Source organism: Leclercia sp. W17 (assembly GCF_003336325.1).
Lineage (GTDB): Bacteria > Pseudomonadota > Gammaproteobacteria > Enterobacterales > Enterobacteriaceae > Enterobacter.
The window spans coordinates 4224715-4243781 of the sequence record NZ_CP031101.1 but is presented as its reverse complement, the minus strand read 5'-3'; the positions used below and the strand labels follow the sequence as shown (position 1 = coordinate 4243781).

22 protein-coding genes are annotated in these 19067 nt (G+C 59.5%); 13 read left to right on the top strand and 9 right to left on the bottom strand.

What is annotated here, in order from left to right; translation table 11 throughout:
• Positions 1–75: 75 nt before the first annotated feature.
• Positions 76–1491: a PLP-dependent aminotransferase family protein gene (locus tag DVA44_RS21085; protein ID WP_114388048.1), complete on the bottom strand. Its 1416-nt coding sequence runs from the start codon at positions 1489–1491 to the stop codon at positions 76–78.
• A gap of 176 nt (positions 1492–1667) precedes the next feature.
• Between DVA44_RS21085 and DVA44_RS21080 the strand changes: the two genes are divergently transcribed.
• Positions 1668–1829, top strand: a complete 162-nt coding sequence (locus DVA44_RS21080) for a DUF1127 domain-containing protein (RefSeq protein ID WP_114388047.1) — start codon at positions 1668–1670, stop codon at positions 1827–1829.
• Positions 1830–1923: 94 nt separating this feature from the next.
• Here DVA44_RS21080 and DVA44_RS21075 read toward each other — a convergent pair whose 3' ends face one another.
• Positions 1924–3315, bottom strand: a complete 1392-nt coding sequence (locus DVA44_RS21075) for a PLP-dependent aminotransferase family protein (RefSeq protein WP_114388046.1) — start codon at positions 3313–3315, stop codon at positions 1924–1926.
• Positions 3316–3415: 100 nt separating this feature from the next.
• On the opposite strand from DVA44_RS21075, the gene DVA44_RS21070 reads away from it, so the two are divergent.
• Complete coding sequence (locus tag DVA44_RS21070) at positions 3416–3895, top strand: carboxymuconolactone decarboxylase family protein (protein ID WP_114316000.1); 480 nt, start codon at positions 3416–3418, stop codon at positions 3893–3895.
• Here the strand turns inward: DVA44_RS21070 and DVA44_RS21065 are convergent.
• Positions 3882–4784, bottom strand: coding sequence for a LysR family transcriptional regulator (locus tag DVA44_RS21065; RefSeq protein ID WP_103823097.1), 903 nt, complete (start codon positions 4782–4784; stop codon positions 3882–3884). The two genes, DVA44_RS21070 and DVA44_RS21065, sit on opposite strands and share 14 nt — an antisense overlap.
• A gap of 100 nt (positions 4785–4884) precedes the next feature.
• On the opposite strand from DVA44_RS21065, the gene DVA44_RS21060 reads away from it, so the two are divergent.
• The 4 genes from DVA44_RS21060 (at position 4885) to DVA44_RS21045 (ending at position 7854) form a co-directional block, all read left to right on the top strand.
• Positions 4885–6300, top strand: a complete 1416-nt coding sequence (locus DVA44_RS21060) for an aldehyde dehydrogenase family protein (protein WP_114388045.1) — start codon at positions 4885–4887, stop codon at positions 6298–6300.
• 172 nt (positions 6301–6472) lie between these two features.
• Positions 6473–6796 carry an antibiotic biosynthesis monooxygenase gene (locus tag DVA44_RS21055; protein ID WP_114388044.1) on the top strand — a complete coding sequence of 108 codons (324 nt, stop codon included), beginning with the start codon at positions 6473–6475 and terminating at the stop codon, positions 6794–6796.
• Positions 6789–7184 carry an amino acid-binding protein gene (locus DVA44_RS21050; RefSeq protein WP_114388043.1) on the top strand — a complete coding sequence of 132 codons (396 nt, stop codon included), beginning with the start codon at positions 6789–6791 and terminating at the stop codon, positions 7182–7184. Before DVA44_RS21055 ends, DVA44_RS21050 begins: the two co-directional genes overlap by 8 nt.
• Positions 7159–7854, top strand: a complete 696-nt coding sequence (locus tag DVA44_RS21045) for a helix-turn-helix transcriptional regulator (RefSeq protein ID WP_114388042.1) — start codon at positions 7159–7161, stop codon at positions 7852–7854. Before DVA44_RS21050 ends, DVA44_RS21045 begins: the two co-directional genes overlap by 26 nt.
• Before the next feature lie 52 nt (positions 7855–7906).
• Here the strand turns inward: DVA44_RS21045 and DVA44_RS21040 are convergent, their stop codons facing one another.
• Positions 7907–8428 (bottom strand): N-acetyltransferase, encoded by a 522-nt coding sequence (locus DVA44_RS21040; protein WP_114388041.1) that lies wholly within the window; start codon positions 8426–8428, stop codon positions 7907–7909.
• A 3-nt stretch (positions 8429–8431) separates the two neighbouring features.
• Complete coding sequence (locus DVA44_RS21035; RefSeq protein WP_103823103.1) at positions 8432–8701, bottom strand: DUF1778 domain-containing protein; 270 nt, start codon at positions 8699–8701, stop codon at positions 8432–8434.
• A 324-nt stretch (positions 8702–9025) separates the two neighbouring features.
• Between DVA44_RS21035 and DVA44_RS21030 the strand changes: the two genes are divergently transcribed.
• The 5 genes from DVA44_RS21030 (at position 9026) to DVA44_RS21010 (ending at position 13886) form a co-directional block, all read left to right on the top strand.
• Positions 9026–9415 (top strand): hypothetical protein, encoded by a 390-nt coding sequence (locus DVA44_RS21030; protein ID WP_114388040.1) that lies wholly within the window; start codon positions 9026–9028, stop codon positions 9413–9415.
• 96 nt (positions 9416–9511) lie between these two features.
• The gene (locus DVA44_RS21025) at positions 9512–9979 is read left to right on the top strand and encodes a MarR family winged helix-turn-helix transcriptional regulator (protein WP_114315995.1); all 468 of its coding nucleotides are present in this window, start codon (positions 9512–9514) and stop codon (positions 9977–9979) included.
• Complete coding sequence (locus DVA44_RS21020) at positions 9979–11046, top strand: HlyD family secretion protein (protein ID WP_114388039.1); 1068 nt, start codon at positions 9979–9981, stop codon at positions 11044–11046. The genes DVA44_RS21025 and DVA44_RS21020 overlap by 1 nt, the downstream gene beginning before the upstream one ends.
• A 2-nt stretch (positions 11047–11048) precedes the next feature.
• Positions 11049–12128 (top strand): DUF2955 domain-containing protein, encoded by a 1080-nt coding sequence (locus tag DVA44_RS21015; RefSeq protein ID WP_114388038.1) that lies wholly within the window; start codon positions 11049–11051, stop codon positions 12126–12128.
• An 84-nt stretch (positions 12129–12212) separates the two neighbouring features.
• A complete protein-coding gene (locus tag DVA44_RS21010; protein WP_114388037.1) occupies positions 12213–13886 on the top strand; it encodes a hypothetical protein in 1674 nt (557 codons plus the stop codon).
• Positions 13887–13902: 16 nt separating this feature from the next.
• On the opposite strand, the gene DVA44_RS26155 is transcribed toward DVA44_RS21010, so the two are convergent.
• Positions 13903–14028: a hypothetical protein gene (locus DVA44_RS26155; protein ID WP_255410173.1), complete on the bottom strand. Its 126-nt coding sequence runs from the start codon at positions 14026–14028 to the stop codon at positions 13903–13905.
• A gap of 88 nt (positions 14029–14116) precedes the next feature.
• On the opposite strand from DVA44_RS26155, the gene DVA44_RS21005 reads away from it, so the two are divergent.
• The gene (locus DVA44_RS21005; RefSeq protein WP_114388036.1) at positions 14117–15193 is read left to right on the top strand and encodes a hypothetical protein; all 1077 of its coding nucleotides are present in this window, start codon (positions 14117–14119) and stop codon (positions 15191–15193) included.
• Complete coding sequence (locus tag DVA44_RS21000; protein WP_114388035.1) at positions 15190–16263, top strand: glycoside hydrolase family 105 protein; 1074 nt, start codon at positions 15190–15192, stop codon at positions 16261–16263. Before DVA44_RS21005 ends, DVA44_RS21000 begins: the two co-directional genes overlap by 4 nt.
• Positions 16264–16293: 30 nt before the next feature.
• On the opposite strand, the gene DVA44_RS20995 is transcribed toward DVA44_RS21000, so the two are convergent.
• The 3 genes from DVA44_RS20995 to DVA44_RS20985 are packed head-to-tail and all read right to left on the bottom strand — an operon-like array spanning position 16294 to position 19032.
• Positions 16294–17574, bottom strand: a complete 1281-nt coding sequence (locus DVA44_RS20995) for a DUF445 domain-containing protein (protein WP_114388034.1) — start codon at positions 17572–17574, stop codon at positions 16294–16296.
• Positions 17575–17578: 4 nt separating this feature from the next.
• Positions 17579–18241 (bottom strand): LysE family translocator, encoded by a 663-nt coding sequence (locus DVA44_RS20990; RefSeq protein ID WP_114388033.1) that lies wholly within the window; start codon positions 18239–18241, stop codon positions 17579–17581.
• Between the two features lie 47 nt (positions 18242–18288).
• Positions 18289–19032, bottom strand: a complete 744-nt coding sequence (locus DVA44_RS20985; RefSeq protein WP_114388032.1) for an AraC family transcriptional regulator — start codon at positions 19030–19032, stop codon at positions 18289–18291.
• Between the last annotated feature and the right edge of the window lie 35 nt (positions 19033–19067).

The following is a 19067-nucleotide window of genomic DNA, read 5'->3' as shown; positions in this document are numbered from 1 at the left end:
TACCGGGCCTACAAAAGAGTCGAACCGTAGGCCGGGTCAGGCGTAGCGGCCACCCGGCGAACAGGCCGTACCGCGTTACTCCGCCATCGCAATATTCACCGCTTCCCCCATCTGCTCTACCGCCGCACGGTGCTTCTCGTTTGGCGGCAGGGCGCAGTTGATCCGCAAACAGTTCCGGTACTTGCCGGAGGCCGAGAAGAGCGATCCGGCGGCGATCTGGATGTTAAACCGCGTCAACTCCCGCGATACGCAGACCATATCCACATGTTCCGGCAGCTCCACCCACAGCATGTAGCCGCCCATCGGGCGGGTCACACAGATGCCACAGGGGAAGAACTGCCTGACCCAGCAGGTGTAGGTCTCGATATTCTGCTGGTAGATCTGGCGCATCCGCCGCACGTGGCGGTGGTAGTACCCTTCCCGGATAAAGGTAGCCAGTGCCAGCTGGCTGGCAGGCACGTTGGTGCCGCTGGCGGCATACTTCATGTGCATAATCCGGTCGTGATAGCGGCCCGGGGCAATCCACCCCACCCGCAGCCCGGGGGCGACAGTTTTGGTAAAGGAGTTGCACAGCAGCACCCGGCCATCGATGTCCAGCGAGTGAATGGTGGAGGGGCGGGGATACTCGAACGCCAGCTCGCCATAAATATCATCTTCAAAAATGACGATATCGTGCCGCTGGGCCAGCGCCAGCAGCTGACGCTTGCGTGCTTCGGGCATGATAAACCCCAGCGGGTTATTGCAGTTGGGCACCACAATCACCCCTTTGATCGGCCACTGCTCCAGCGCCAGCTCCAGGGCTTCGACGCTGATCCCCGTTACCGGATCGGTGGGGATCTCGATCGCCTTGATCCCCAGACCGCGCAGCATCTGCATGGTGCCGTAGAAAGAAGGGGATTCCAGCGCCACGATGTCGCCGGGCTTACAGATGGTCAGCAGCGCCAGAGAGAGGGCGCTGTGGCAGCCGCTGGTGACGATCAGATCGTCGGCGGTGACCACCGATCCGGCGTCCAGCATCAGGCGGGCGATCTGCTCGCGCAGTTCACGTCGCCCGGCGAGTTCGTCATAGCTGAGCACCTCTTTAACGCTGTGCTGCACCACCCGGCTCAGCTCTTTCCACAGGGGCTTGAGGCTTGGCTGGGTCAGGTCGGGCTGACCGCCGCCAAACGCCGTAATGTCGGTTTTGTTGCGCCCCTCCATCAGGGTCAGCACCTCATCCCACTGGGTTACCTCCACCGGACGCTGAACCGGGCGCGACATTGCCGGCACCGGCGGCTGCGCCTTTCGCGGCGCGACAAAATAGCCCGAGCGCGGCTGGGGGGCGATCAGCTGTAAGTTTTCGAGGATCTGATAGGCCTGCTGTATGGTGCTGATGCTGACGCCGTGCTCCTGGCTCAGGGCGCGCACCGAGGGTAAACGTTCCCCGCTGCGATAGAGCCCTTGTTCAATGCGTTCCGCCAGAAGATTGGCCAGATGTTGGTAGCGCGTCATGCTGTATCCCTTATTCTCACCATACAGAAAAGTAAACCGGTACAGATGGCGGTAAAAACTGCCATGCAGTTCCTGTTTTAGACGATCTGTATGTTAAAAAAAAGTAATTTTTGAATCTGTATTGCAAGGTGTGGGATCCGTGATGATAACCCCTCAGACACCCCGAGGAGAGCATCATGGAATTCCACGAAAATCGAGCCAAACGCCCCTTTGCAATCTTTATCTGGATGGGAAAAGCCCTTGTCCGCTGGTATCGCATCAACCGCACGCGCCGGATTTTGAGCGAGTTAAGTGATGAAGATTTAAAGGACATCGGGTTGTCACGGTATGATTTTTAGCTTGCGCAGTTATCGCCCGGTGGCGCTGCGCTTACCGGGCCTACAAGGGCGCGAACCGTAGGCCGGGTAAGGCGTAGCCGCCACCCGGCGCTTGTCAGCGCAACAGTGCCAGCGTCTGCTGTTTCGGTTTTTCCAGCAGCGCCAGTGCCTCCTGATACGACCGCACGTTGTTATACCCCATCACCAGCCCGTAGCGTTTGCCCGACCCGCTGTACCACGCCGACAGGGCATTCACCTGGAGCTGCTGCTGTTGCCAGCAGTGGGCGATCTCCAGATCACAGCTGCCTTTGGTTAAGAACGCCACGATATGCATCCCGCCGTCGTTCTGCTCGGTGAAAAACCGGTCGCCGTAGACCGCGTGCAGGGCGGCAATCATCCAGTCGCGTCGCTGTTGATAGAGCGCGCGCATCTTTTTCAGATGGCGGAAGAAGTGGCCCTCGTTGATAAAGGCGGTGAGGATCTTTTGCGTCAGCACCGGCTGGCCGCTGGCGAGCAGATCGGCGCAGTCGTTAAAAGCCGCTACCGTGCTGGCGGGCATCACCACATAGCCGAGACGCAGGGACGGCATCACGGTTTTGCTGAAGGTGCCCATGTAGATCACCCGATCCTGGCGATCGAGGCTTTTCAGCGACGGCAGCACCTTGCGGGTGTAGTGAAACTCGCCGTCATAGTCATCCTCAACGATCCACGCCTCGTTACGGGTGGCCCAGTCGAGCAGTTGCTGACGGCGCGGCAGCGAGAGAGTGACCGCCAGCGGGCTCTGGTGCGACGGGGTGACGATGGCAAACCGGGCGTCGGCGTGGTGGTGCAGCAGGTAGTCTGTGTCCATCCCCGCGCGATCTACTGGCACCGTATAGAGCCGGGGCACGATGCGCCGCAGCAGCTGCTGGCCCATAAAATAGCCCGGATCTTCAAACACCACCTTGTCGTTGCGGCTGGCTAGGGTATCAAGGATCAGGCGCAGGCTACCGCTGTAGCCGCTGGTGATCAGCACCTGATCCGGCGTGCAGGTCAGCCCGCGGGAGATGTTCAGGTAGCGGGCAATCGCCTGGCGCAGGGGAGCCCAGCCCATCACCGGCGGGTTGAGCATCTCCTCCTGGCGCATGGCGCGCACCGCCTGGCCCGCCAGCAGCAGCCATTTTTTGTAGGGGAAGCTGTCCAGCGCCGGAATGCCGGGGCGTAAAAAGCCAGCCCGTTCGCGCTGGCTGACCAGGGACTCCGGTAACGTGCCGGTGACGGGATCGTCGGGCGGCGGTGGCGCGGCGGGGAGGTTTAAGTCCGGGTTTACCCGGGTACCGCGCGCCCCCTGGCTCACCAGATACCCCTCGCCGATGAGAATGGCGTAGGCGGTTTCCACCGTTTTGCGCGCGACCTTCAGCTCCTCCGCCAGCACACGAATGGCGGGCACTTTGTCGCCGGGCTTCAGTATGCCGCGGGTGATATTGTCCCGGTAGCGGGTATAGATCTGGTGATAACCCGGTTTCATGTCCTACCTCGTTTCGCGGTTTTTGTATCTTTTTACTATGTCATTAACGGCGTAAATTTGCCCCATCGCATGACCTGTACCGCACAAAAGAGGAAAGACCATGAGCACGCGCGTTAACCACCATAAAGCCACACCTGCCCTCGCTAAAGCGCTCTCCGACCTGAGCATGGCGGTGAGCCAGACCTCCCTCGACCCGGCGCTGAAGCACCTGATCGACATTCGTGTCTCCCAGCTCAACGGCTGTACCTTCTGTCTGGATATGCACGCGAAAGAGGCGAAAATTGCTGGCGAGCGCGAGCTGCGCCTCTATCATCTGGCCGCATGGCGTGAATCCCCGCTGTTCAGCGCCCGGGAAAAAGCGGCGCTGGCCTTCGCCGAAGCGCTGACGCAGATCGGCCCGCACGGGATCAGCGACGTCCTCTACCGCAGCGTGGCGGAACACTACTCAGAAAAGGAGATTTCAGAGCTGAACTTTGCCATTGTGGCGATCAACGCCTGGAACCGCTTAGGCATCACCTCCCGTATGGAACCGGGCTCCCTCGACGGTGCCTACGGCCTCAACAAGGCTAACCTCGAGTAAGGCCCCGCTCGCGGATCATCGCCACCAGCGCCTGCAACCCAGGCGGGACGTGACGATGGCCAGGGTAATAGAGACGCAGTCCGGCAAAGGGCTGCGTCCACTCCTCCAGCACGCTCACCAGTTCCCCGCTTTGCAGCTCCTGTTGAATATAGAGTTCCGGTAAAAATCCCACCCCCAGCCCGGCTTTTACCGCCCGGATCGAAGCAAACAGATCCGAGGTGGCAAAACGGGGCACCACCGCCAGAGCAATCTGCTCTCCGCGCCGCTCCAGCTCCCAGCGGTAGATCCCGCCGTGCGCCATCCGCATGCCGATCCCCTGATGTTGCAGCAGATCGTCCGGCGTACGCGGAATGCCGTGACGGGCAAAATAGTCTGGCGTGGCGGTGATGAGCTGGCGGATATCGGGGGTAAGCGGCACGGCGATCATATCCTGCGGGACCGATTCCGCGAGGCGGATCCCGGCGTCGTACCCTTCCGCCACGATATCGATCATCCGCGCTTCGCTTACCGCTTCGACGCGCATTTTCGGGTAGCGGATCATGTAGTCGATCAGCAGCGCGTCCAGGAACAGGGCGCCGACGTTGTTCGGCACGTTCAGGCGCAGGATGCCGGCGGGCTCGTCGGCATCGCTGTGGATCTCCAGGCTGGCCTGGCGGATCTCCTGCAAAGCCGGCCCCACGCGCGCGACAAAGCGTTGCCCCGCCTCGGTGAGGGCCACACTGCGGGTGGTGCGATTGAACAGGCGCGTTTGCAGGCGGCTTTCGAGCCCGGCAATGGCATTACTCGCGGCGGTGGCCGACATCCCCAGCTCCTGGGCGGCGGCGCGAAAGCTGCCGCGACGCACTACGGCCATGACCACTTCCAGCTCTGTCAGTCCTGAACGGTGCATAGATTATCCTGAAAATTGAAACAACCTTTGCAGCATAGCGTGGATTATCGTAACGGAGAAGGCGTGTCAGACTCGCTTTATCCAGTCTGAGGAGGTCGCTATGCATCACATCGAACAGGTTTATATCAACGGTGAGTTTGTCACCCCACACGGCACGGAGCGCTTCGATTTGTATAACCCGGCGACGGCACGCGTCATCGGTCAGGTGCGTCTGGCCGACGCGGTGGATGGCGAACGTGCCATTGCCGCGGCCAGCGCCGCGTTTCCGGCGTGGTCGAAAACCACAAAGCAGGTGCGCATTGCCGCCCTGCAACGGATGCACGCGGCGGTGGCCGCCCGTCACGACGATCTGCTGGAGGCGGTGGTTGAGGAGTATGGTGCCCCCGCGTCGCGCTCGGCGTGGATGGCAAGCTATCCGGCGGAGGTGATCGCCCAGGCCATTGAGGCGCTGGAGGCGTTCGAATTTACCACCGTCGCGGGTGCGGCCAGAGTAGAGATGACCCCGCTTGGCGTCGCCGGGCTTATCACCCCGTGGAACAGCGATGCGGGCTTTATCTGCGGCAAACTGGCGGCGGCGCTGGCCGCAGGCTGCACCGCGGTGATCAAGCCCAGCGAGATGAGCGCCCTGCAAACGCAGATTGTGACCGAGGCGCTGCATGCCGCAGATCTGCCGCCGGGGGTGTTTAACATCGTCACCGGACGCGGTGATACGGTGGGGGAGACGATTAGCCGTCACCCGCATGTGGCAAAAATCTCCTTTACCGGGTCGACCCGCACCGGCAAAGCGATCCTGCGCAACGCGGCGGAGAACTTTACCCGCGTTACCCTTGAGCTGGGCGGTAAATCCCCGACGCTCATTCTTGAGGATGCCGATATCAGACAGGCGGTTCCGCTGGCGATCCAGGCCGGGCTGATGAACAGCGGGCAGGCGTGTGTGGCCGGTACGCGTATTCTGGTGCCGCAGTCGCGTAAGACTGAATTCGAGCAGGCGCTGGCCCAGGCTGTCGCGGCGGTGGTGTCGGGCGATCCGCGCGATGCGAAGACCGTGGTCGGCCCGATGGTGAGCGAAAAACAGTGGCAACGGGTGCAGGGGTATATTCAGAAAGGGCTGGTAGAGGGGGCGCGTTTGCTGGCGGGCGGGGTAGGGCGGCCGGAGGGTACCCGGGACGGCTGGTTTGTCCGGCCAACGCTGTTCACCGATGTGCATAACCAGATGGCTATCGCCCGGGAAGAGATTTTTGGTCCGGTGCTGTGTGTGATCGCCTACCGCGATGAGGCGGAGGCCATTGCTATTGCCAATGACACCGACTATGGCCTGAGCGCGCTGGTGCTGGGTGGCGACAGCGGGCGTGCCCGGCGCGTGGCGCAGCAGATCCAGGCGGGTCGCGTGCTGGTCAATACCCTCACACACGAGCCCAAAGCGCCGTTTGGCGGATTTAAGCACTCCGGCGTGGGGCGTGAGATGGGAGCCTGGGGCATCAGCGCGTTTATGGAGCCGAAGACGATCCTTGGCTAAAAAACGCCCGGCGGCGCAAGCTTGCCGGGCCTACGGTTCGTACCTGGGTAGGCCGGGTAAGCGCAGCGCCACCCGGCAACCCCGGCGCACAAAAGCGACATTTCGTTCATCACCGAAGCATCACGTTTCTCTTTCCTTCATGCTCTCCTTAACCTCACAACGGAGAGACATCATGATCGCAGTCCTGTTTGAAGCCAAAGCCGCGCCCGCGCATCAGGCGCGTTATTTGCAGCTGGCCGCGGAGCTGAAGCCGCTGCTGGCGGATATCGACGGTTTTATCGATATCGAACGTTTCCAGAGCCTGACTACCGAGGGCAAAATTCTCTCCCTCTCCTGGTGGCGGGATGAAGAGGCGATTCGCCACTGGAAGCAAAACGTGTTTCACCAGGCCGCGCAGGCCGAAGGGCGGGCGTCCATTTTTTCCTGTTACCGTATTCGCGTGGCGCAGGTGGTGCGGGAGTACAGCTCAGAAACCAGAGGGCACGCCGATGTATGACATCCATGTGATATTCAACGACACACCCGGCGAGCTGGCGCGTTTTGGTCAACTGCTGGGGCGCAACGGCGTAGGGCTGGAGGGCGGCGGCGTGTTTGGCGTAGAGGCGCATTTCCTGGTGGAGGAGGGCGAAAAGGCCCAGCGCGTGCTCCTTGCCGCGGGTTTTAATGTGAAAGCGGTGCGAAAACCGCTGATCCATAAGCTGAAACAGGCGCGCCCCGGCGAGTTGGGTGAGATTGCCGCGGCGCTGGCGTCGCAGGGGGTGACTATCCTGACGCAGTACAGCGATCACGCGAATCACCTTATTCTGCTGACGGATAATGATAAGCTGGCCGCAGAGATCACCGCGCCATGGGCTGCCAATGCTAAAGACGAGTTTACCTCCTGATAACAGCGCCGCACTGGAGCTGGCCGTTGCGGCTGTCGCAGCGGCGATGGCCGACCCGTCGCGTATCAAAATGCTCTGTGCCCTGATGGACGGGCGGGCGTGGACTGCCACGGAGCTTAGCGCGGCGGCGAATGTGGCCCCTTCAACCGCCAGCGGCCATCTCGCCCGGCTGGTGGACGGCAGGCTGATTACCTGCCTTTCTCAGGGGCGGCATCGCTACTATCGTCTGGCGGGGCACGACGTCGCTGAGCTGGTGGAGCAGATGATGGGGCTATCGTGGAGCCGCATCACGCCACCGGAAACCACCGCGCCTGCGTCGATGCGTTATGCCCGCACCTGCTACGACCATCTGGCGGGCACGGTCGCCGTGCAAATCTATGATTTTATGCAGGCCGAGGGCTGGCTGATGGCGGACGGTTCTGCCCTCACCGGGAAAGGCCGCGAGGCGTTTCTGGCCCTGGGTATCGCGCTTAAGGCTAACACCCGGCGAAAAGCCTGTAGTGCCTGCATGGACTGGAGCGAGCGCCGCTTCCATCTGGGCGGTGAGGCAGGTGCAGCGCTGCTGGTTCATCTGGAAGCCAAAGGCTGGATCCAGCGGGTGGAAGGGTTTCGTGAAGTGACGGTGACGGCGTCAGGCCAGCGGGCCATTAACCGGTATTTCCGCCGTTGAGGTGTGTATCCCGTACGCCGGGATCGCTACGCGCCACCCGGCGATTCGCAACTTACTCAACAAACAGCTTCTCGATTGATTTTGTAGGATAAAAAAGAGAGTTGGCATTGCTGCCGGTTAGCGAAATAAAGCCGAGCTTGAGATAAAACGCTTTCGCTTTATCGTTGAGTGCATCCACAAACATGCCGTGAATGCCAACGGCCTGTGAGGCCAGGTAGACCACTTTCATGGCATGGGTCACCAGCGTCATCCCCCAGCCCTGTCCCTGGAAATCCTGATGTATGGCGAGACGTCCTAACGTGACGCTGGGCACATTGACGTACGGCACTTTGCGCTGCTGCGTTTTTGAGGGCAGTGTCTCTTTCTCAAAGCAACTGCCGGACAACGTATAGTAACCCAGCACTTTTGGCTCAGGGTCATCGGTGACAAGAAGATAGGCGCGTAGCAGGCGCCCGCTGTGTTGGCATGCAAGGTGATCGAACAGAAAACGATTCAGGGTGCTATCCCCGCAATTGAAGTCTGTTAAATCATAGCGTGCCTCATGCGAAAACATCCTTATCGTCAGTTTAGTCACGCCTTACTCCATGTTTTGTAAGCGTTTCGCTGCGCGTTTCAGCTGGTCGTTCGGCTCTGGCGGATTGTCGAGCGCATCCATCACCCGGTTCCACGAATTTTCATTGAGGATGAGACGACGATGCTGCTCAATGACTTCTGCAGCACGTTCAGAGGCACTGTTAACCATAAACTGGGTAATTGTCTGGTTAGTCATCGCCGCAGCCTCTTCGATCAGATCCTTGTCTTCTTCCGTTAACCTGAGGTCGATGCGCTGTTTTTTCAGTGCTGACATTTTTACTCCAGAAGTGATCTTTAATGTACGGAATTTTTCCGTACATTGACTATAAATCGGAAAGGCGGGATTTTCAATCAACGTGTATGCTTTCACGGCGTATACTTCGGCGCCCTTACGAATAGATATTATTTGTGCCATGAATGAATTTAGCTAAATTCATATCTATTCATTATATTGTTTATTAGAATTGTCTTATATCAATAATTAATATTATTACGATTGCCAAACCTCACGCTTTATGAAAAGTTGATACTCATAATTGCAGCTTGGATATTAAGTTGCTCGCATAATGGAATATATTAACAAGGACGTGTATAAATTATGTCAACATTAAAAAGTTATGCTGAAAGCGTGTTATTTCAAAGCGTTATTTCTCTCGCGAGCGGGGAGTGTACGCCGGATAGGCTGGCCGCCCTTTCCGAGAATTATATTTCCCGGCTCAGCAGCCACGATCTGCCGGTTACGCTACGTAACACCCTGAAAGAGATAAAATCTCTGGTCTCCTTATTGAGCGATAAAAATAAAGCCACGTTATTTAAACATGAAGTCTGGATGAATAAACACCACGAACTGGTGACGCTGATCGCGGAGCTTTATACCGAAGTCGTGGCATGGAATGCCGTTGAACAATACCTTTCAGCATCCGAGTTTCTCTTATTTTCCCAGGAGCACAAGCCCTTCCAGAACACGTTGCATAAGGTGATCAACTAGCCTGACCGTTTCGCAATTCCTGCTCTTAACATCCTCGTTTCTTGATACTTACCCTGATAACTATTATCTTCTCAGCGTGTGAAACGAGGATCCCCCATGCGTGAAGAAGATCTGTTCTGCCGCAGGCCGATGGGCATGCGGATGGCAATGATTGTGCGTCAGTGGCGCGCAGTGATTGACGAAGCCATTCTCGACACCGGGTTAACCCAGTCGAGCTGGACGGTGATGATGCAGCTAAAGCAGTTAGGGGATAACGTCTCGGTGAGCGAACTGGCGGAGGTGCAGGGCATTGAACTGCCGCCGCTGATGCGCACTCTTTCACAGCTGGAAAAGCAGGGCTACCTGCTGCGCACTACATCGCCTTATGACAAGCGTATCCGGCTGCTGACGCTCACACCCGAGGGTAACGCGGTGCTGAAAACCCTGACCCAGATTATCGAGACGTTCCAGGAGCGGGTATCGCAGAATATCGCCCCGGAACATCTCGAGATTTTCAGCGCCACACTCAATCAAATCGCCTGCAACTTGCGGACTATCCGCGAAGAAGATAACAAGACCGAATAATCATGACCCCTGAACAAAAGTTTGCCCGCTGGGTAAGGGTAAGTATTGCCTCTTTCCTGCTGATGTTTGTCTATTTCATTATCGCCGATATCTGGATCCCGCTGACGCCGGACTCCACGGTGATGCGCGTGGTGACGCCCGTTTCCGCGCGCGTCTCCGGCTATGTAGCGGCGGTGCACGTACATAATAACAGCCAGGTGAAGCGGGGCGATCTGCTGTTTGAACTCGATCCGACGCCATTCCGTAATAAAGTGGAAGCGGCGCAGATCGCGCTGGAGCAGGCGCGTCTCGCCAATCAGCAGCTGGACGCGCAAATTGTGGCGACCCAGGCGAGCCTGAAAACTGCCCAGCTCACCGCCCGTAACGATAAAGTTACCTTCGATCGCTATCAGAAACTCAGCACGTTGCAGAACGTCTCCCAGGCGGATCTGGATAAAGTCCGCACCACTTGGCAGGGCAGCGAGCAGGTGGTGGCGAATCTGGAAGCCACCATCCATCAGCTGCGTATTGAGCGTGGCGAGCGGGACGAAAAGCGTAACGTGACCCTGCAAAAATACCGCAACGCGCTGGAGGAGGCGGAACTCAATCTCCGCTGGACGAAAATCTACGCCGAGGCGGACGGGACCGTCAGTAACGTGCAGCTGAGCCCCGGTTTTTATGCCGCCTCCGGTTCGGCGGCGCTGGCGCTGGTCAATAACCAGAGCGATATCGTCGCCGATTTCCGGGAAAAGAGCCTGCGCCATACCCGTCAGGGAACCGATGCCGCCGTGGTGTTTGACGCCTTCCCGGGCCACGTTTTCCGCGCCCATGTCACCAGCAGCGACGCCGGTATTCTGGCCGGGCAGGAGGCCGTCAACGGCCAGCTCTCTGAGCCGGAAACCTCCAACCGCTGGGTGCGTGACGCGCAGCGCATGCGCATTCACGTGGCGCTGGACGAGCCGCTGCCAAAGCACCTGCCGACCGGGGCGCGCGCCACCGTGCAGCTCTATAACAGCGAAGGTCCGTTTGCCCGCTTCTTCTCCGGCATGCAGATCCACCTCGTCAGCCTGCTGCACTATGTGTACTGATCATGTCTATTAATACCCTGGCGCGGGTCTTTACCCCTCACGGCAACATCGTCTACACCGCCAACGACTTTCGCCAGACGCTGCGCATCGTCTTTGCCGGGATGATCGCCCTGAGCGTGTCGAGCTTCTACAACACCAGCTACGGCGTCTTTTTCGTGATCTACCCGATCATGCTGCTGTCGTTGGTGCCGGTGTTTAACCGCCACGTGGCAAAACAGTTTGTGTTCAGTTCGGCGCTGAACTGCATTGAAATGGTGTTTATCATCGGTTATCTGGCGCAATGGCCAGTGATCATGACCCTAGTGGTGTTTGGCCTCTATGTGATGCGTTTTCGCTTTATGAGCCAGGGGCCGCTGTTCCTCTTTGGCTCGATGGGGGTGGTGTGCCAGAGCACCATGCTCAACTTTATGAGCTATCCCACCACCAACTGGCACACGCTGCTCTTTTCCAACCTCGAAGCCAGCGTGATGGCGGTTTGCCTGAGCGCGCTGATGCACTATCTGCTGCCGGATGTCGAACCGCGAACGCCACCGCCGCGGCTGGAGAAAGACGCCGCCCGCGTGCGCCACGAATCGCTGCTCTCCGGGACCGTGGCGACGCTGATTTTTGTGGTGTTCCAGATAAGCGATCTCAGCGATTCGCTGTCGGCGCTGATGGCGGGCATCCTGATCCTCTTCCCGATGCACTATCGCGGCGCGGTAATGAGTTCGCTGTGGCGCGTGGTGGGGGTGGTGCTCGGCTGCCTCTATATTCTGCTGGTGCAGATGGTGCTCTACGATCACAGCAGCCACATGCTGCTGATGATGCCGCTGATTGGCCTCGGGCTGGCGTTTGGCGCCCGCCTGCACGTGATGGAGAAGGTGGGGGCCGGGGTCGGTTTTGCCAGCATCACCACCATCGGCATTATGTTCGGCCAGAACATGCACCCGGACGGCGACCTGGTGTTCAGCGATCTCTACCGCATCGTCTCGGTGACGGTGGCGCTGGTGGCGACCCTGACGATCGTATTCCTTATGCATCTGTTTCTTAACTGCTTTGCGCCGACGCGCTATATCATCACGCCACCCGCCAGGGATAAATGATAATGTGCGGTAGTCTGCACATTAATTCATCCTTCTGTGGTAGTAATGCCGGTTGGCTAATCGGATGACAAAGGGAAGGGATCTATGTGGCAGACGCGGGCGCTGGAGCTGAATAATCAGGCTTACTGGAACTGGGAAAAGGCTTGCGAACTGGTGGACTGGGCCGTCGCGCATGACTTTAACGCCGTGGTTGTCGGGCAGGTGGATCTGTTCGACAAACTGGTCTCCCCGAAAGGCTATACGCCGCATCTCGACAACGATCGCCTCTCCAGCCAGCAGCGTGCCCGCTGCGTCTACCTCAACCGGCTGGGCCAACTCTGCCAGCAAAAGGGGTTGCGTTTTTACCTGCAGGCCAAAGAGTTCAGCTTCCCTACCGAACTGCTGCTGGCGCACCCGCATCTGTTTGAGCCGGGCCACGGCGTGCGCCTCGACGTTGATTTCTGGTGCGGGTTCCTGACCCGTAAAATCGCCCTGATCTGCCAGCGGATTCCTGCCATTAGCGGCCTGCTGGTCGCGATCTCCAGCACCGACGGCCTGCTGCCCGTGTCGCGCCCTAACTGGGAGTTACAGGCAGAGGGCGAGGTCAACCAGATCCAGCGCGACGCCCGAAGCTTGGCCATCTACAGCCGCTGCTTTAATGCCATGTCCCGCACCATGCAGGCCGAAAATAAACATCTGGTGCTGCGGGTATTTCCGGCGGGCAATCACGATCTGCACAACGTGCTGGAGGCGATCCGCCCGCTGCCCGAGAGCGTCAGCGTCTCCATTAAACTCACTCCGGAACGTTTCTGGCCGTCGTTTCCCAATAACCCGGCCCTGCTGGCGGTGGAGGAGCGCGAAGTGTGGGCGGATATCGATCTGGTGGGCGAAGAGGTGGGCTGGGGCGTCTTTCCCTGGCTGCGCATCGACGAACTGCAGGGGCGTCTGCTGTGGTGCCGCTCGAATCCGGCGATCCGCGGCGTGGTGTGCAAAGCCAGCTGGGAAGGGGTGGATAACCACTGGGTGATGGGCACCCTGAGCGAGTGCAATCTGGTGGCCTGTAGCCGGATGTTAGCCAGCGATGGCAGCCACCTTAGCGTGGCGCAACTGCTGCATAGCTGGCTGGATGAGCGCTATGGCTGGCAGCCGGATGCCGACACTTTTGCCACCTTCCACGCGCTGCTGGAGCAGGCCGGGCAGGTGCTCTATGGCGCCATCTACGTGCGCGATCATGTTTTTCATCGCCACAGTCAGGTGCCGGAAAGCTATGGCCAGGCAGTGTGGAGCCTCTACGGGCAGCTCAACCGCAACCACTGGCTGCCGGGTTCGGAGCGCGATATTTTCTTCAGCGCCAGCGACGTGGAAGCCTCTGCCGCGTCGCTGGCGCGCATTGCCCGCGAAAAAGACGAGGCCCGGGACGCCTCGCAGACGTTACAGGAAGCGGCCCTGCGCTTTACCGACACCGCCGCGTTTCCGTATGCGCTGAAACGCCGCTGGCTTGAGGAGTGGCAGGGCTTTGCCCTCTACTGCCATCTGTTTGTCCATGCCCAGAAGGCGTTCTTTACCCTGCGCTTTGCCCGCGAAGTAGAGAACAGCTGGAGCATGCGTGAAATCTGTCAGATCAATATCCAGGAGCTCTATCGTAGCGCCGCCGAACTGGACGACTTCTGCTTAAAACATGCCGATGCTTCTCCCGGCATGCACGTGCTGTTCGATGCCTCCCGCGTGCGCGCCCTGGCGGACAGCCTGAGCGAAGAGCTGAAAGCGCTGAAGTCTTAGTGTGATCAACATCACGTCAGGTGGAGAGGGCTAAAAACCTGACGTGATCGTCCTCATCATTCTTCTTCCTTGCCGGTTGCGTGGTGTGATCGGCATCACGCTGCATCGCTGCCTGTCGTCCGGTTTGTGAGTTGTCAGGCATATCCCGCCAATCCCCCTCCTGGGCTGCTCGCCCCGCAAGGCCAATCTGCTGATGATAGCGGTGTAATGGACGGGTTGATGAGGAAGATATGTCACAAGGTGACTGGCAGTTAGCACAGGGCGACGCACTCACGCGTTTTCTGGGGTCAGCGGCAAAAGCAGAGCGCTTTGCCGAGTTCTATACCGGTGAAACGACAGAGCCCACCATTGAGGTGGGGCCGGATGCGCCGTCGTTTTGCCGTCGGGTGTTCCTGAAAACCCACGCCCGGCGGCGGGTGGATCCCGCCCAGGCTCTGCCGTGCCGGGAAGGGGTTTTTAGCGGCGACAACAACATTCTCTCTTTTTCGGGCTTTTATCCGCTGGCGTACCATCTGCAGCGCTGGCTGCGGGTGGATCTTTTTGCGCCCCATAGCGGCGCCTTTACCTTTCGTCTGACGACCTGCGGCGGCGTGCGGATCTGGCGTGACGACGAGCCGCTGGCCTGCTTTACGCCCTTCACCCGCAACCGCATGCAGCACACCGAGGTCGCGCTACCGTTGAGCGCCGGTAAGAACCGCCTGCTGATCCATCTGGATGAACTGTTTGAACGTGATACGACATTTGCCCTGCAAATGGTCTACCTCGACGCGATCCCGCTTGGCTATGGGCTGCCGGACGCGTGCCCGCAGCTCAGCGCCCCACGGCAGTACACGCCGCCTGCGCACAGCTCGACGGCCCACGACGATAGCGGCCAACGCCTGTTGACGCTGATGGCGCAGCGGGAATATGGTCCGGAACTCGACGCGCTGCTGTACAGCACCCTGAAGCGCGTCAGCGCCCGGGAGGCGGGCTCGGTGTTTTCACTCCTGTCGCTGCTCGTTCTCTGGCATCGCCATCGGGGAGAGCACTTCCCGGCGGTGCTGTGGCGGCGGGTAAAATCCACGCTGCTGGGCTATCGCTACTGGCACGATGAACGGGGCTGCGACGTGATGGCGTTCTGGGGCGAGGAGAACGTACTCGCCTTCCAGACGGCGCAGTATCTGGCGGGGAAATTGTTCCCGGATGCGCTGTTTATCGCTTCTGGCCGTCTGGGGCATCAACAGCAACGTCTGGCGCTCGCACGTGCCGCCGATACCGGGGCATTACTGGCCCATGCAGAAACATTCATAAAAGGGGCAACAGCATGAACAGCGCGCAGCAGAGGAAAATACTGGATCGCGTGGTGCGCGGTTTCTGCCGATTGAAAAATCTCGATGAAGTGGGGGCTGGCGACGGGTTCTCTATCAACTTCGAAGAGTGGGAGTGGGAGATTGGCGTCGGGCTGTACGGCTTCTGGCGCTTTGCGGAACACCAGCAGGATGCGGCGCTGCAGCAGTCGATTCTGGCGTGGTACGAAACGCAGATTGCGAAAGGGCTGCCGGAGATGCAGATCAACACCACCGCGCCGATGATCGCCCTGGCGCTGGTGGCCGGGCATCATCAGCGTCAGGATCTGCTGGAGACGGTCAACGACTGGGCCGACGCCCTGCTGCGCGACCTGCCAAAAACCGAAGAGGGCGGATTTCAGCACGTGGTGAAAGAGCAGGCGAATACCGGCCAGCTGTGGGATGACACGCTGTTTATGACCTGTCTGTTCCTTGGCGTGGCGGGGATCGTGCTCAAACGCCGGGATCTGATCGACGAGGCGAGCTACCAGTTCCTGCTCCATACCCGCTATCTCAGCGATCCGGTGAGCGGGCTGTGGTATCACGGCTGGACTTTTGTCGATAAGCACCATTTTGCCGGGGCGTTCTGGGCGCGCGGCAACGCGTGGATCACCGTCGCCATTCCGGAGTTTATCGCGCTGATGGGCGAGCATCTGGACGCCAGCGTACGTCGCTATCTGGCGCAGGTGGTGGCGCGTCAGGTGCGCACGCTGTGCGATCTGCAGGCGGAGAACGGCATGTGGCACACGGTGCTGGACGATCCGCTTTCGCCGCAGGAGTCCTCCGCCACGGCGGGTATCGCCTGGGGGATGCTGCGCGGAGTGCGGATGGGCATTCTGGATGCGTCGGTGAGCAGGCATGCCCTGCGGGCGTTCGACGCGGTGATGGCGCGCATTGACGAGGAGGGGATTGTGCTGGAAGCCTCCCGCGGCACCATGCTGGGCTGGGATATTCAGTACTACTGCGATATCGCGATGGCCCCGGTGCCCTACGCCCAGGCGTTAACCATCCTGCTGCTGCTGGAGATCGATCAGGGCGGCTGGCTGGCATAATGCGCAGAAGGCCGGCGATCCGGCCTTTTTTTAGCGGCCCAGCAGCGGCAGGAGTTCCGGCAGTTGTGAGAGTAAAAACAGGATCAGCCCAATCGTGCCGCCCACCAGCGTGCCGTTGACGCGGATAAACTGTAAGTCCTTGCCGATGTTCAGCTCAATCTGGCGGGACATATCTTTGGCATCCCAGCCTTTTACCGTATCGCTGATATGACGGGTGAGGAAGCGGGCAAAATCGGGCGCCACGCGGTGCGCGGCCTGCTCCAGATGTTCGTTCAGCGAGGCGCGCAGGTTGCTGTCTGCCACCAGGGTTTCACCAAACCACAGCCCGGCGTTGGCGAGACGCTGCTTGACGCGGGAGTCGTCGCGCTGCATATCGGCCTTCAGCCACTGGCGCAGGTCGGCCCACATCTCGCCCAGATAGCGGTTAAACGCCTCGTCGTTCTTAAGATACGTTTTGATGTTCTCGGCTTTGGCCGCGGTTTCCGGGTCGTTTTTCAGGTTATCAACCAGCTTAAGTACCGCGCGGTCGAAGGCCTGGCGGATCTGATGGGTACGATCGTGGCTGACGTCATCCAGGATGGCATTCACCGCGTTTGAAACCACCTCGGCGCTCTGATCCCCCAGCCACTCGGTGGGCAGCACCATCGATTTGCGCGGATGTTCGGTCTTCAGCCAGTGGACGATTTGCGCGGCGATAAAATCGCGCGTGCTGTCGCGCTGCAGCAGGGTAATCAGGCGATTAATCACCGCGTCCAGCAGCACCTGATGACGCCCGTTTTTCGTCATGCTCTCCAGCATGGCGGCGCTGGTTTCACTGAAATCGACCTTATCCAGCGCTTTATGCACCGCCCGCTTCAGCATCCGCTGAATGCGCCCGTCGTCGGTCAACTCCAGAAAACCGCTCATCACCTGCATAATATGCTGCCCGACGCGCTCGGCGTTGTCCGGCTTGCTGAACCAGTTGCCGATGAGCAGCGCCGGTTCATGCTTGCGGATGAGCGCCACCAGCGACTGGGTATCAAGAAACTTCTCCTGCACGAACTGGCCGAGATTGTCGCCAATCCGGTCCTTATTACGCGGGATAATCGCCGTATGCTTCGAAATAAAGGGGATCGGCACCCGGCGAAACAGGGCCACCACGGCAAACCAGTCCGCCAGCGCGCCAACCATCGCCGCTTCGGCAATGGCTTTTACGCCGCGCACCCAAAAGGTTTGTGGCAGAAAGAGGGTAGCGATAAAGGTCGCGGCGGCAATCAGCAGCAGCGATAGCGCCAGCAGCTTGGCGCGTTTGAGTTCAGCGAGTTTTTCCATAGGGTTAAGGATAGAGGGAAGCGGCAAGAAGGTAAAAAAATTGCCACAGGATCCCGCCGCCAAACACCATCAGCACCATCCCCGCCACGCGCTCCATCTTCCAGAGATGGTTGCTCAGCCGACGTTGAACGGCGGGCAGGGCGATGAACGACACCACCGCCAGATCCCACGCCAGCACCACCGTGACCATCCAGATGCCGCTCACCGACTGCTGGAGCAGCGTCACATTCGGCCCGAGCAGGGCGGTCATCAGCGCCAGATAAAAGAGGGCATTTTTCGGATTTAATACCGCCGAGCCCAGACCGAGCAGAAACTGCCTGCGTAAGCCTGGGCGTTCCGGCTCCGCACTATCCAGCTTCAGGGTGCGGGCGCGGCTATGGAGCAGATGCCAGCCTATCCACAGCAGATACAGCCCGCCCAGGAGTTCAATGGCGTTAAACAGCAGCGTGTACTGACGCAACGCGCTGGCGCCAATGATCACCAGCAGGATATAGAGCCCGTTGCCCAGGGCGATCCCCACGCACAGCCCGGCGCTGCCGCGCAGGCGATGACGGGCGGCGAATCCCATCAGCAAAAAGAAATCCGGGCCGGGGCTGAGCAGGGCGACAAAATGCGCCAGCGCGAGCGCCAGAAAAGCGGGCGGGAAGAGAGCGGTAGTCAGTTCCATAGTGACCTCATCAATAAAACTGAGGTCAGGCTACGCCGGTGCGAGCGCTAATTATTGTCGGATATTGATCGCCCGGTGGCGTACTGGCGCGGCGTGGCGGCGGTGTAGCTGACAAAGGTTTTATGGAAGTGGCTCTGATCGGCAAAGCCGCTCTGGTAGCTGACGTCGGCGATGTTGTCCCCGGCGCGCAGCCGGGCTTTGGCGAACTCTACCCTTGAGATGGCAAGGAAGGTGCCGGGCGTCAGGCCGGTATCCTGCTTAAAGGTTCTGATTAGCGTCTCTTTGCGCAGGGAAAAGCGTCGGGCTAAAACATCGAGTGAGGGCGGTTCCTGCAGGCTTTGGCGCAGGGTCTGTAACAGCGCAAGGCTGGAAGGACGAAGAGGCTCAGGCGTGGCGCTGCTTTCAGCCAGAGCAGATAGCAGGGCGTTGATCGCCCCGGGCGACAGCGTGTCAACCACAGCCAGATACTGGCGGAAAAGCGCTTCGCTGCGGATCACCTGCATGGCGGGCTGAAGGTCAGTCTCCAGATAGAGCATGTGGTAACTGCGGGGTTGTCCCGCAACGGGGTTACAGCTGTGCGGCAGATGCGCGGGGATCACAATTAGATCGCCAGGATGGAGGGTGAACGGCTCGCCGTTGCAGGTGCAGCAGGTTTGCCCCTCGAGAATGGCGCCAATAGAAAGCTGGGCATGGCTGTGACGCTTATAGGCTTGCGTGCTCTGCCAGGTGCTGCGCAGCTCCACGCCGGGCTGGCGTATGAAGGTCTGATTGACTTGGCGAGTATGGGGCATAGCGGTCACCGGTGTGAGGGGTAAAGAGGTTATAG